The sequence below is a fragment of the Ulvibacterium marinum genome, from assembly GCF_003626755.1.
Classification (GTDB): Bacteria; Bacteroidota; Bacteroidia; order Flavobacteriales; family Flavobacteriaceae; genus Ulvibacterium; species Ulvibacterium marinum.
Genome location: NZ_RBCJ01000002.1, coordinates 59,695 through 73,530, shown reverse-complemented (window position 1 = coordinate 73,530; position 13,836 = coordinate 59,695). Strand labels below are relative to the sequence as shown.

The following is a 13,836-nucleotide window of genomic DNA, read 5'->3' as shown; positions in this document are numbered from 1 at the left end:
TTTCTTAAAAGGTTATACCGATTCTTATCCCAACGGGAATCACCCATGGTTCAACATTATACCGCTCGATACCCTGCTTAAACTGGGTTCCTCTATTACCACTTGAAGTCTCCGCTTCAAAAGCACGTTCCGGATCAACGCCAAAAGCGGAATCCTTAGTCCATAACATGATATTCCGACTATAAACGGCAAAGCTCAACTTATCGATTCCGACTCTGGACGTAAATTTGCTGGGCAAATCATATCCTAAGGAAATTTCGCGCAATTTTATGAAGTCGGCATCGAACATGTGCGGCGTACCAAAAGTCCATGGATTGGATATGGAAAAGGGCATTACAAAGGTACCCTCGTCCCCAAGGTTTTCCGAAATCAGTACAAAATTGCCATCCGCATCGTATTCCCCTACTACACCTGGAACAAAAACTCCATCAAACACCAATTGGCCACCTAAGGTCTCTGGCAATCCGCCATTTCCCGGGGTACCTCCTACCCTTGGAAACGATTCTGCCAGTAATAATTGATCCGCTCGATCTAAGACCCATTGTCTCATCTCCGGACCTACATCAGGTATACCTGGATTAACGATATTATCCAACAACTGTTGTCCATAGCCATCCTCGACCATGTAACGCGAAGTTTGTGACATATACTGCCCTCCAGAACGCCAATCAAAGGTCATGTTAAGGGTAAAGTTCTTAAAACGCAAGCTACTCTGCAAACCCATGATGAAATCGGGATTGTAATTGCCTACTTTAAAATATTCTTCGGTATTGGCCAAACGCTCACCCTCCCCAGGTTCGATCAACGGATAGTTGAAGTAGGGCGAATTCTCATCGGTAACCCTTAAAATTTTTCGGGAATAGATATTACCCACCAGACCATCTTCCCCAGTAGCGGCATTTTGGGCGTATCCTCGTGAAACACTACGATTTTCACTCCAAAACTGGATAAAATCCACCCCTTCGGTTAGTTCAAGTATTTTCGATTCGTTACTGGTATAATTGATGTTCAGGTCCCAGTCCCAGTTTTCAGTGCGTACGGGGGTAAAACCTAAAGCAAGTTCGTAGCCAGTACTCTCCAAAATCCCGGCATTGATACTTACACTGCTAAAACCGGAAGACCCGGCCAAAGGCACATTAATAATCTGGTTCTTGTTCTCAACCGTATAGTAGGTACCCTCAAAACGCAAACGATTGTTGAACATATTCAAATCTAGCCCAAATTCGAGCGAGGTAGCCTGTTCAGGTTCAAGATCGGGCGTATTCAAGGTTCCTTCCCCACTGAACAAGATGGAATTGCCCCACTGGCCACCATTGTTAAAAAAGGTTCCCAACCGATACGGACTAGTGTCATTCCCCACTTGGGCCCAGCCCGCACGCAGCTTTAACAAGTCTACCTTAGGAATATCTACCAGCTCGCTGACCAAAAAACTCACAGAAGCGGAAGGATAAAAATAGGACCTATTTTCAACGGGCAACGTACTTGACCAGTCGTTACGAGCAGTAACATCCAAATACAGCATATCCATAAAACCAAAGGTTCCGGTACCAAAGACACTATTTATACCCCTTTCCCTTAAAAAACTAGAATAGTTCAAGGATCCGGCGGCAATATTGTCTACTGTAAAAAGATTGGGTGCAATAAGTCCTGCTCCGTTGAAGGCCGAGTTAATAAGGCCCGTCTGTCTCTGGTACATCAGGTTACCCCCACCGGATATTGAAAAATCGAAATTACCAAAGTCTTTCGTGTAGGTGGCTAAAATGTCGACATTGGTTTCCAAACCATCTGTTTTCGCAATTCCATACGTACCATTATTGGCTTCTCGGGCGTATCCCGGTGCCATCTTGGTTTCCTGGGTTTGATTAAAATAGTTGAGATTATACGATGAACGGATACTAAAGTTCGGGGATAACTTCCACTCCAAACCTACATTCCCGTAAATACGATAACGTGAGAAGCTATTGTTTATCTCATTGGCCAAAAACCATGGGTTATTAAAGGACGCGTTACCCAGCCCCAAGACCTCGGTTCCGGGCAGGTCATAGTCGCGCAGATCACGTATATCAATATTGGCCGGCACCTTATAGGCCCATTCCAAAGGATTTGCCCCCCTATTCGAGGCCGGTCGGTTATCGGCATAACTGTTTACGAAGTTTATATTTGTGCTAATGGTCAACTTTTTATTAAGCTCAGAGGACACCGAAAGCGAGAGGCTGTTTCTTTTAATGTCCGAATTTGGAATAATCCCGGTATTGGCCATATTGGTTACGCCCAATCTATAGTTGAGAACATCACTGCTGTTGCTTACCGTTATACTATTGGTTGTGGTAATTCCCGTATTTACAAAATTCTCCACATTATTCGGATGGGATACCAGCTCTGTGGGTATAGGTTGGCCATTGGCGTCCAACGGTGCGTTCCATTGAACAGCATAGTAACCTCGATCCAACTCGGGTCCACCGTTACCCCCGGCAGGCAAGGCATCGGGCAAAATATAACTCCCTCCTTGTGATTCGGGAGAATACGAAAGGAACCCACTTCCAAATTGGTGTTGGGCGTCTAAAAATCGAACCGGAATATCAAAGACCGTGTTTGTTACCACGTTTATCGTCATTTTTTGGCCCTTTTTCGCTTTCTTCGTCGTAATGAGCACTACCCCGTTACCTGCACGTGAACCATAAAGTGCGGCCGCACTGGCCCCCTTTAGAATAGTCACGTCTTCAATACTGTTGGGATCCAAGTCAGAAATGGCATTACCATAATCGACACGATTTCGATTCCCGAAACCTCCAACATTGTTCAAGGAGCTTTCTACGGGCACCCCATCTATTACAAAGAGCGGTTGGTTATCCGAACTTAGGGAAATGGCCCCACGAATCACCATACTAACGGAGGATCCCGTTCCCCCGGTATTATTAAGAGTAACCCCTGTAACCTTACCTGAAAGACTATTAAGTACGTTTTCTTGCGCTACCCGGGTAAGTTCTTCCGAGCCCACTTTTTCAACATCGTAACCCAAAGACTTGTCAGACCTTTTGATTCCAAGTGCGGTTACCACAACTTCATCCAAGGCCTCCGCACTAACGCTCAATGCCACATTGATTGACGATTGGTTATTAACCGCTACATATTTGGTTTCAAAACCGATATAGGAAAATTCCAAGGTTGCGTTGGCCAGAACCGATATACTATAATTTCCATCAAAATCGGTGGTTTCCCCATTATTGGAATCCGCCACCAATATGGTAACTCCGGGCAAGGGCATACCGTCCTCCTCTGCGGTAACCGTACCTGTAACTTGAAGGTTTTGGGCCAAAAGGCCTCCTATCCCGAACAAAAGAAATAGCAAGGACAAAGAAAAACCCTTAAAGCTCCTTTTCTCCTTTACTCTTTTTAATATTATATCCATAGTCGTATTCTAAAAAATTGCTGTTTGGTTTGCTATTGGCTCAATCCACCGCCTCAAAGGTCAATATGATGGCGTTGGTGTTGATTCCCGGTACGTCCGGGGAAGCTGCTACAAATACGACCAGGCGCATTGTAGAATTGGTGATATCTTGTAGAATGACCTTGTTTTCGTAATCCCAGAACCCCACGAATTCCGTGCCTGAAAAATCAAGGGTAGTTACTCCTTCATAAGTAATCATTCCACCTGGCCCGAATGCGGATGTGGTAGTCATATCCTCACTCTCTGTAAAAGTAAAAGTCGCATCCTCCGCCGGGGTATAAGCAGCCGTACAAAGGCCAAAGTCCTCACCTCCCAAGTTTCGAATATTCGCACCACCAAAAGACAGGAACTGAAAAACTAGTCCGCTAAAAGCCGTACCGTCTTCCTTTAAGTCCATTTTATAGGAACCGTCGAAGTAAAAAGTAAATTCATCGTTATAAATTTCACCCATACCTAAGCCCGAACCGAAAATTCCCGCTGGCAAAGGAGCAGGAGTGCCATCAAAAAGAGTTAAATCGGCATCCGAAAAGGCAAAATAATCAAAGGCCGAATGCTCGGAAGAGATCCTCCATGTTTTTCCATCATAGCCCTCTTCGGTCTGATTGCCCACCAATAAGGCATATGGCGGCAAATCTAAGGCTAACGACACTTCGGAGGTCAGGGTAGCCCCATTTTCGTCGGTTGCCGTTAAGGTGGCCACGTAATACCCTCCTTCGGCATACCTATGTACCGGGTTTTGTGAAGTACTGGTGTTTCCATCCCCAAAATCCCATGACCAACTTACCGCATTGTTTGTGATACCCTGAAAAGCTACTTGTCTACCATTGACCGAGTTAAAAACATCCGCCGTAAAGGGAATGTCCGCAACAGCATTATCATCCGAGTCACAAGAACCCAATCCTATCAACAAAATGGTTGACCATATAATTAATCCCCAGGTATTTCTTTTAAACATAACTTTTACTTTAAAATTCATAATGTCAATCGCATCATATCTATACATACCTTACTTGCACCAAGCTGCCTTAAGCTTTCGTAATACAGAGTTAACGTTATGTTAATATAAACCAACAATATGTCGTTATTTAACAAAACTATAGTTAATAAGCTGAAGATATTTCAAATATATTGTTCAATTCATATGAAATATTAACCTTCCATTTTGATTATTAGATCTAATTTTGTGATATCATGTTAATATTCCAAATATGTCCAAAACAGGCGGTAAAACTATTTTTTTAACATATTTTACTATAAATTATAGATGTAATTTCTTTCATATATCGAAATTTATTTGTATTCAAATAGTAGTACTATTTTTATTGCCCTGCAGTATCTTGTATGCTCAACAACTAAAAGTGGGCGCTGCCAAGCGTCTGCTGACTCCCGATCCGCTGATTGCCGTTTCGGGTGGCGTAGGAACCCCAAGACCTGTTAAGGTGAAGAAAGGAGATTTATGGGCCAGGGCTATGGTTTTGGAAAAAGGTGATGAAAAAATTGCCATTGTTAACATAGACAACCTCGGTTGGCCAGCCGCCCTAGGTAACAAATCCAGAAAATTGATTACAGATATCCCTTTTGAAAATATCCTTATAGGGGTTACCCATACCCATAGTGCACCCGACGCGTATGCCTTTCCCGATGAAAACGGCAAACATGGGGCCGATTTGGAGTATCTGGAATGGTGTACCGTGCAGATTGCCGAGGCCGTAAACGAAGCTTTTAAAAACAGGGAGCCCGCCAAACTAAAAATTGCCGTTGACGAAGCAGAGGGGAAAATTGCCTATAACTACTACGCCCCGCAATTGTACGATCCCCGCTGCGGAGTAATCCAGGCCCTGGGCACCATAGGAAAGAACAAGGACAAAGCTCTGGTCACTTTGGTCAACTACGCCATTCATCCAGAAGTAATCGGGAACAAACGAGGGATATTAAGTCCCGATATGGTTGGCCCCCTTTACGATAGGATAGAGGAAAAAACTGGGGGTATGGCCGTCTTCATGAATGGCGCCCAAGGGGGAATGGTAACTGCCGACAACCGATTAAGTAATGGAAAGGAAGCCAGTGATTGGGAAGAATGTAAAAGAATCGGAAACTTATTGGCCGATGAAGCTTTACGTATAATAGCGGATGCCCCGGTTCAGGAAAATCCGACTATCCATTGTGCCAGTAGGAAAGTGGCTTTTCCCATCGATTCGGAAATGATGCGTTTCATATTAAAGTATTCTCCCTTGAGTATGGGTTCATCGGATGACAGCTCCATTAGTACTATACTCAACCTTTTGAATATAGGTACAGCGCAAATTTTGACTATTCCTGGAGAGGCATTGCCCAACATAGGATATTATTTAAAAAGGAAGATGCCCACCGAACATGATTTTCTGTTCGGACTTACCAATGATGCGTTTGGGTACATTCTCACCAAGGAAGATTTCAACAGTTTTAAAAGGTATGACTATGTAAGTCGCACGAGTTTAGGTGAAATGACCGGGGAGATTTTGGTGACGAATTTAATGGATATGATAGAAAACAATCCAAAACCACATTAAATAAATCAAAAAGTTAGTATGAAAACAGGATTTAGGATTTTACTTGCCGCTGCAATTGGTTTTTTGGCCTCTTGCCGCGAAAATCCCAAGAAAAACAAGGATGCTGAAGTAGTTGAAGAGCTTATAGTAACCCCTGAAACCGCTTTGGAAAGCTATTTAAAAACTGAAGATGATTCCTATCATTGGGAGGTAAAGGATACTTTTGAAATTGACGACGTAAAGGCCTATGACCTTCTATTGACCAGCCAAACCTGGCGGGGCCACGTCTGGAAACACCAATTGACCCTTTTGGTGCCCGAAAAGATCAGCTACGATGGGGCACTCCTCTTTATTACAGGGGGAAGATTAAAAGACGGCTTACCCAAATGGACCTCACCGGAAGACCTTGATGAGACCGCCCCCATGGCCTCAATGGCCAAAAAGAACAGGGCCATTGTTTCCATCATACGCCAAGTTCCCATGCAACCCTTGTATGATGGAGATCTCGTTGAAGACCAATTGATATCGTTTACACTGCATAATTACAAACAGGACAAAGACCTTACCTGGCCCTTGCTCTTTCCGATGGTAAAAAGTGCCGTCCGTGGAATGGATGCCATACAGGAGTTTTCAAAGCAAAACCTTAAGAAGGACGTAACACGGTTTACCGTTGCCGGAGCCTCCAAAAGAGGATGGACCACATGGCTGACGGGAGCAAGTGATAAAAGGGTCGAAGCCATAGGCCCCATGGTCATCGACGTTCTAAATATGCCTGTAAGTCTGGATTACCATCTCACCGCTTGGAACGAATATAGTGAGCAAATCAACGACTATATCAAATTGGAAATTCCACAGACGGTAAATACAGAAGACGGAAACGCGTTGACCCAAATGATCGACCCCTATTCGTATCGCGAAAAGTTGACCATGCCCAAACTAATATTCATTGGTACCAATGACGAATATTGGCCCGTTGACGCCGTAAAGAATTATATTAAGGATATCCCTGGAGAGAACTACATTCACTACACGCCCAATGCCGGTCATAATCTGGATGGTGGGGAAAGTGCTTTAAAGGCCCTAAGCGGATTTTGGGGCCGGACCTTGGCCAAAGAACCCTATGCCGATATGAACTACGAGTTGCATACCGATGAAAGTTCTGCAACACTTTCGGTGGTATCTAATTCGGAAGATTTTAAGAACGCATACTTGTGGTCTGCAGATTCAGAAGATCGCGATTTTAGGGATGAAGCATGGAAATCGATTAGAATAGCACCGTCCAAGGGCCAAGAAACGATTCAAAAAGTTTCCTTTCCAAAAAAAGGATACAAAGCTTTTTACATCGATTTGGAATATACGGATGACAATGGGGGAACCTATACCAAAAGCACTAGAATGTATTTAACCGATAATAATGAAGTCCTCTAAAACAGTCCGGAATTGGGGTATCGCCATCGTTGGTTTGTTCCTTGTGGGTTTTGTCGCCTTCAAGATGGCCAACGATACAAGCGAAAGCTTGCCCGTAACCTCGTATTACGGTTATGACCGGGCCATTCCCCTAAAGGATTCTGTGGAGAAAGTCATAGATACCGCTGAATTGACATTGTTCTCGGTTTCGTTCAATAGTATTCACGATAAAAGGGTAACCGGATTTTTGAGCCTTCCCAAAAAAAGTACCACCCCCTCACCCGTAATCATTTTAATGCATGGTCTCGGTGATCATAAAGCGGTTGATTATGTAGAATATGGAAATGGTTTTTTCTTGAAAAATGGGTTTGCGGTATTGCGATTGGATATTAGTGACCATGGGGACCGGGAAAACGTTACCTATGATTTCGATTTAACGGGAGACTATAAATACTGGACACGCAACGTCATTGCCCAAACGGTTTTTGACCTCCGCCGGGCGGTGGATTTTATAGAAACCCGAAAAGAGCTGGATTCCAAAAGAATAGGGTATTACGGGATAAGCTTGGGAGGTATTATTGGTACCGTTTTTTGCGGTGTGGAGAATAGGGTCAAGGTTCCCGTGATAGCCCTGGCCGGAGGGCAGTTGAACCTGCTCTATAAGGAAAAGGCGTTTTCTAGGGAGGCAAAGGATTTTATGGGCATTGTAGAACCGCTGAATTTTGTGAAGCACATTGCGCCAAGGCCATTTTTGATGCTAAATGCCAAGAATGACGAAGTGGTGCATCCGGCCATGAGCAAATTGCTTTTTAATGCGGCGGCGGAACCCAAAGAAATGGTTTGGTATGATGCTAAACACAAGGATGCGCCCATTGATCGTATTTATGGGGATGGATTAAATTGGTTTAAAGAATATTTATAAAATAGTACGAATGAAAAAATCATATGTAAGTAAAGTGGCGGTCGGACTGTGTTTCTCAATATTGGTTAGCGGTTGTGGCGAAAAGAAAAAAGGTGATACGGAAACAGCCGATGATTCCAAGCAGAAAGAAACAATGACCGAAGCATCCCGTACATGGGCTGAAAAATTGGGCTGGCCGGCTGGAAAAAAAGTAATCATGTTGCACGCCGATGACATAGGCATGTGCCCCGAGGCAAATGAAGCGGCGGAAAAACAGCTGGTAGACGGTGTCATACAATCCGCTGCCGTAATGATTCCATGCCCTAACGCGGAAGAATTTATTTCATGGGCCGTAAACAATCCTAAAATGGACGTAGGCCTACATCTGACCTTGACCAGCGAGTGGAAAACATACCGCTGGGGAACGGTTACCCCTCATGAAGAGGTCCCGGGCCTCTTGGATCCGGACAAAAAAATGTGGCATTCCGTTCTGCAAGTGGTAGAAAATGCCTCTGCGGCAGAGGTGGAAAAGGAAATACGGGCCCAAATAGAACAATCCATTACCTGGGGTCATAGGCCCGATCATATAGACTCGCATATGGGCACGCTATTCGGGCATCCCAGCTTTATGGAAGTCTACGTTAAGGTGGCACAGGAATATGGTATTCCCGCCAATATTATTGATCTGTCCGATCCCATGGTTGTAAAAGAATTCCGGGACAAGGGCTATCCCTTGACGGATGAAGTGGTAGAAATGGTAAAGGGATATACCTTGCCCAAATTGGATTATTTTTCCAGTGCCCCCAAAGGCGAAACCTATGAAGAAAAAATTGCTAATTTCAAGACGTTGGTCCAAAGCCTAGATCCGGGGCTTACCGAAATCATTTTTCACCCTTCGGTATTGACGGACAACCTTAAAAGCATTACAGGTTCTTGGCAACAAAGAGAATGGGAATTTACAATGTTCTCCGATCCGGACCTGATTCAATTTTTTAAGGATGAAGGTATCATCTTTACCAACTGGCAAGAAATCATGGAACGTTTTGAACAAATGGATAAATAAAATACGGAAACATCGGTAAAATGCGAAGCAAATAAGAGGTATCCATAACCCATTTATAAGGCTTGGATATTCTCTTAAACTCTAATAATCAATTAAAACCCATATGAACTCTACTTTCGGAATTATCTTAGCCATTTCTTTGATTATTATCATGTTTGGAATGGGCCTGTCCCTTACCCTATCCGATTTTAAGAAAGTAGTTTTGTATCCAAAGGCCATGATTATTGGGCTTACAAGTCAGATTATCATCCTCCCCATCTTGGGATATTTAATAACAATTGGTCTGGACTTATCTCCTGTAACGGCCATAGGAGTAATGTTATTGGCTGCCTGCCCCGGGGGACCAACATCCAATCTGTTGACCCATTTGGCCAAGGGAGATTTGGCACTGTCGGTTTCTTTGACTGCCGTGGCCAGTTTACTTACCATAATTACGATTCCTTTTATTATGGGTTTTGCCATGAACGAGTTCGCGGGCCAGGGCCAAGAAGTATCAGTCGATGCATTTACCATGATCAAGCAGTTATTGGTCGTTGTCCTTATTCCCGTAAGTATCGGCATGTGGGTTAGGGCCAAGTTTTCCGCTTTTGCCCTAAAAATGGAAAAACCGGTAAAAGTGGCATCTGCCGTTATATTCATCCTTGTCGTCATAGGAGTTACCTATAGTATTAAGGATACCCTTATGGATTATCTAAGCGAGGCGGGATTACCGGCCATACTGCTGAATATCTTTACCATGGGTATAGGTTTCGTATTGGCTTTACTGTTTAAGCTGAAACAACCGCAGGCCATTAGTATTTCCATTGAATCCGGGATCCAAAACGGAACCCTGGCCATAACCCTTGCAACCATTGCCTTGAACAATGCGGAGTTTGCCATAGTGCCCGCTGTTTATGGATTGTTGATGTTCGGGACCGCAGCGATAGTAATCTTACTTAGAAACCGTTTGGGCGGCAAAGGCGAAATACTGTTGGACTAGGTCAACCTTTTACACAATTATTGTTGATGAAAAAGCAAGTATTGATTTTTATAGGGTTAATGGCCTTACTGTCCGGCTGCAAGAGCGAACAGCATGTGTCCATTCCCCCAAAAGGGTATTCCAGCAATGCTATGCTCAAAATGGCTTACGCAGCAGGGACCCTAAAAATTGTTGAAACCGATTTTCCTATTCCGGAAACCATCAAGGAATACAAGGATGTTACCTATAAAACATTGGATTCCATCGCTTTAAAGTTGGATATTTATCATACCAAGAGTCTCAAGGGCAAGGCCCCTCTAATTATCTTTATTCATGGGGGTTCTTGGAAAAAAGGAAATAAAGATGACTATTTGGTCTATTTGACCAGCTACGCCGAGAAGGGATATGTTACGGCTACCGTTCAATATAGGCTCGCTGGCGTCGCCAAATTTCCAGCACAACTTTTGGATGTACAAGATGCCGTGGTATGGCTGAAACAAAACGCCGATGCATTCCATATAGACCCCGGAAAAGTAGCCCTTGTGGGCGGGTCTGCCGGAGGGCACCTAGCCATGATGAATGCCTTTACCAATAGCTCCAAAACTGCATCGGATAAGGATCCATTTACCCCCAAGGTACAAGCTCTTGTTAACTTTTATGGCCCTTGCGACTTGATAGACGTTGCCGAAAAGGATAAACCTACGGTTGAATATTTTATTGGTAAGAGCGAACAGGAAGCCCCGGAATTGTACAAGGCAGCCTCCCCCTTGTATTTTATTACAAAAATGGCACCGCCAACAATTACCTTCCATGGTACTTTGGATGAACTTGTCCCCTACGAACAATCGGACAGGCTTCATGAAAAACTAGAAGAGTTGGGGGTTCCTTCCTACTATCATAAACTGGAAGGTTGGCCCCATACACTGGATGCATCGGTTAAAGTGAACGCTTATGCCCAATATCATATGGATCGATTTTTTGAAAAACACATCCCAAAGAATTGAACTCATACCAATTTGACATAGAACTATGAAATTGTTATTACCTTGTATTATGTTACTTCTTCTTCTTGGCTGTAAGGAGACCAAAAAGAGTGAATCTGTCAATTTCCCTCCACGAATCTCAACGGATCACCCTGCTGTTTTGACCCAAGAGTTCATTTACGAAATAGCGGACGCCCTAACTCCGGAATGCCATGCCTCCACGGTGGAAATAAGCAACGGAACGGTCATTGCTTCCTGGTTTGGTGGCACTAAGGAAAAAAATAAGGATGTGGGTATCTGGGTATCCCGAAACACCAATGGGTCTTGGACCAAGCCCAAGGAGGTGGTTAATGGGGTACAGGAAGATGGCACGCGCTATCCCTGCTGGAATCCCGTTTTGTTTAAACCTCATGGGCAACCCCTATATCTTTTCTATAAGGTAGGCCCCAGTCCGCAAGAATGGTGGGGGCTTTATATGACCTCTATAGATGATGGTAAAACCTGGTCCGAACCCGTAAAGCTTCCTGATGGTATTTTGGGCCCCATAAAAAATCAGCCTATTCAACTAAAGAACGGCACTATAATTTCGCCTTCAAGCAATGAAAGTACTTCCGGGGATTGGACCATCCATGTGGAGCAAAGTATGGATAGTGCCAAGACCTGGTCTAAAACTGTGCCTTTGAACGACCCAAAAAAATTCGGGGCCATTCAGCCCGTGGTATTAAACCATGGAAATGGAAAGTTACAATTGCTAAGTCGTACCAAAAACGAGGTAGTTTCACAAAACTGGTCTGAAGATTATGGCAATACCTGGAGCGAAATGACAGCAACCCCACTTCCCAATCCCAATTCGGGTGTAGACGGGGTAACCTTAAAGGACGGTCGCCATATCCTTATTTACAATCCTACCGATAAAAATTGGGGAGATCGTGTGCCTTTAAGCTTGGGAATTTCAAAGGATGGAAAAAACTGGGACCGGTCCATTGAACTGGAACCCTTACGCGAAACAACGGACAGGGAAGGTGAAGAATACTCCTATCCTACAATAATACAAGCGGAAGATGGCAAAATACACCTGGTCTATACCTGGAACCGGAAAACCGTGAAATATGTAGTTATAGATCCTACAAAAATACAATAGATGCGTACTAAAAGGTGGCAACGGAGATTGTTACGGGTCTTTGCCGTATTGGCCCTATTACTCGTTTTACTTATCTATTTTTCGACCAATACCATTGAAACCGATCCCTATTTTGAAAGCACCTACTACAAGAATACCGTAGCAAAAATGGATACGGCCTTCGAGAAAAAAACGAAGACCGAAGGGCAGCTTTGGGCAGGTTTTGCCCGTATTAATATTACACCCAAGTATACGGAGGTCTCCCCGGATGTTTCAAAAGATGAGTTTAATGCCATAAAAATGGCCGGTTATGGGGATGGGCAAATAGCCGTGGGCATTCATGATTCCCTCTTTGCCAAGGCTATAGCGATTGAGGTAGACGGAAAGGAACTTGTATTTTTAAGTGCCGATATGGTTCTTGTCCCTGAACTAGTGGTACTTCAGGTAAAATCCAATCTACAAGGAGAAATACCAAGGGAGCAGATCATATTTGGCGCAACACATACCCATGCGAGTATTGGAAACTGTATCCCCGGATTTGTTGGGGAAAGTTTTATGGGCGAGTTTCGACCCGAAGTTGTGACATGGCTTAGTGGGAAATTGACCCGATTGATACAGAATGCCCGAAAAGACAAAAAGCCTGCAAAGTTTTCCTCGGGCTTTATAAAGGCCCCTCATTTGATACGCAATCGTATTATTGGGAAAACGGGAAGGCTAAACGACAAACTGGACATGGTAAGCTTTGCTCAAGAAAATGGTAAAAAAGCAGTAATTGGGATTTTTGGGGCGCATGCCACTACGATTGGCCCCTGGAACGATACCTTCAGTGGTGATTATCCCGGTTACTTTCAAAGAAGCTTGGAGGCCCAGGGTATAGATTTGGCCATGTTTTTTGCCGGAACGGTAGGCAGCCATTCCAACAAGGGGAAAGGGGAGAAATTTCAGAAATCGAAATATATTGGCGAGAGCTTGGCCGATTCGGCCCAAGTGTTACTCGCTAAAATGCAATACGATTCCATAGTAACCCTCACGGCCATAAATACTGAAATAGAAATTCCCGAGCTACAGGCCTTTTACGTCTCCGATCGTCTACGACTTTCGCCATGGGCCGGAAGCAAATTACTGGCCAAAATGAATTCCATCCATTTGCAGGGCATTCGACTGAATGATTTCGTTTGGATCGCCATGCCCTACGAATTAAGCGGTGAATACGGATTAGATTTGAAAAATGCCTTGGAACTGGCCGGATACAATTCGGCCCTTACCAGTTTTAACGGTCAGTATTTAGGTTATATCGTGCCCCAAAAATATTACTATTATGACACCTATGAGGCAAGGTTAATGGGATGGTACGGCCCGAGTATGGGGGATTATTTAATGGAACTGAACTTTAAATTGGCCAATGAGCTTACAGATTCAAGATTGTAA

At 43.9% G+C, this 13,836-nt stretch carries 10 protein-coding genes; 8 read left to right on the top strand and 2 right to left on the bottom strand.

Going from position 1 to position 13,836, the window contains the following annotated elements; all coding sequences use genetic code 11:
• Window positions 1–4 precede the first annotated feature (4 nt).
• On the bottom strand, window positions 5–3,409 hold the full coding sequence (locus tag D7Z94_RS07505) for a SusC/RagA family TonB-linked outer membrane protein (RefSeq protein WP_120710961.1): 3,405 nt from the start codon (window positions 3,407–3,409) through the stop codon (window positions 5–7).
• Between the two features lie 40 nt (window positions 3,410–3,449).
• Window positions 3,450–4,403 carry a PKD domain-containing protein gene (locus D7Z94_RS07500; protein ID WP_245967157.1) on the bottom strand — a complete coding sequence of 318 codons (954 nt, stop codon included), beginning with the start codon at window positions 4,401–4,403 and terminating at the stop codon, window positions 3,450–3,452.
• Window positions 4,404–4,806: 403 nt separating this feature from the next.
• Here D7Z94_RS07500 and D7Z94_RS07495 point away from each other — a divergent pair, with 403 nt between their 5' ends.
• From D7Z94_RS07495 to D7Z94_RS07460, 8 genes are all read left to right on the top strand, one after another.
• Entirely contained in the window at window positions 4,807–5,997 is a 1,191-nt protein-coding gene (locus D7Z94_RS07495) for a hypothetical protein (RefSeq protein ID WP_211341762.1), read from the top strand.
• A gap of 18 nt (window positions 5,998–6,015) precedes the next feature.
• Window positions 6,016–7,404: a PhoPQ-activated pathogenicity-related family protein gene (locus D7Z94_RS07490; RefSeq protein ID WP_120710959.1), complete on the top strand. Its 1,389-nt coding sequence runs from the start codon at window positions 6,016–6,018 to the stop codon at window positions 7,402–7,404.
• On the top strand, window positions 7,391–8,305 hold the full coding sequence (locus D7Z94_RS07485; protein WP_120710958.1) for an alpha/beta hydrolase: 915 nt from the start codon (window positions 7,391–7,393) through the stop codon (window positions 8,303–8,305). Before D7Z94_RS07490 ends, D7Z94_RS07485 begins: the two co-directional genes overlap by 14 nt.
• Window positions 8,306–8,315: 10 nt before the next feature.
• Window positions 8,316–9,347, top strand: coding sequence for a polysaccharide deacetylase family protein (locus D7Z94_RS07480; protein WP_120710957.1), 1,032 nt, complete (start codon window positions 8,316–8,318; stop codon window positions 9,345–9,347).
• Window positions 9,348–9,450: 103 nt separating this feature from the next.
• Window positions 9,451–10,326: a bile acid:sodium symporter family protein gene (locus D7Z94_RS07475; RefSeq protein ID WP_120710956.1), complete on the top strand. Its 876-nt coding sequence runs from the start codon at window positions 9,451–9,453 to the stop codon at window positions 10,324–10,326.
• A 26-nt stretch (window positions 10,327–10,352) separates the two neighbouring features.
• Window positions 10,353–11,309, top strand: a complete 957-nt coding sequence (locus tag D7Z94_RS07470) for an alpha/beta hydrolase (protein ID WP_120710955.1) — start codon at window positions 10,353–10,355, stop codon at window positions 11,307–11,309.
• A gap of 49 nt (window positions 11,310–11,358) precedes the next feature.
• On the top strand, window positions 11,359–12,429 hold the full coding sequence (locus tag D7Z94_RS07465; protein ID WP_211341761.1) for a sialidase family protein: 1,071 nt from the start codon (window positions 11,359–11,361) through the stop codon (window positions 12,427–12,429).
• Window positions 12,430–13,836: a neutral/alkaline non-lysosomal ceramidase N-terminal domain-containing protein gene (locus tag D7Z94_RS07460; protein WP_120710953.1), complete on the top strand. Its 1,407-nt coding sequence runs from the start codon at window positions 12,430–12,432 to the stop codon at window positions 13,834–13,836. It begins immediately after the preceding gene.

Coding starts and splice junctions, on each gene's coding strand:
- D7Z94_RS07505 (WP_120710961.1), bottom strand. CDS start 3,409: ATGGATATAATATTAAAAAGAGTAAAGGAGAAAAGGAGCTTTAAGGGT.
- D7Z94_RS07500 (WP_245967157.1), bottom strand. CDS start 4,403: ATGTTTAAAAGAAATACCTGGGGATTAATTATATGGTCAACCATTTTG.
- D7Z94_RS07490 (WP_120710959.1), top strand. CDS start 6,016: ATGAAAACAGGATTTAGGATTTTACTTGCCGCTGCAATTGGTTTTTTG.
- D7Z94_RS07485 (WP_120710958.1), top strand. CDS start 7,391: ATGAAGTCCTCTAAAACAGTCCGGAATTGGGGTATCGCCATCGTTGGT.
- D7Z94_RS07480 (WP_120710957.1), top strand. CDS start 8,316: ATGAAAAAATCATATGTAAGTAAAGTGGCGGTCGGACTGTGTTTCTCA.
- D7Z94_RS07475 (WP_120710956.1), top strand. CDS start 9,451: ATGAACTCTACTTTCGGAATTATCTTAGCCATTTCTTTGATTATTATC.
- D7Z94_RS07470 (WP_120710955.1), top strand. CDS start 10,353: ATGAAAAAGCAAGTATTGATTTTTATAGGGTTAATGGCCTTACTGTCC.
- D7Z94_RS07465 (WP_211341761.1), top strand. CDS start 11,359: ATGTTACTTCTTCTTCTTGGCTGTAAGGAGACCAAAAAGAGTGAATCT.
- D7Z94_RS07460 (WP_120710953.1), top strand. CDS start 12,430: ATGCGTACTAAAAGGTGGCAACGGAGATTGTTACGGGTCTTTGCCGTA.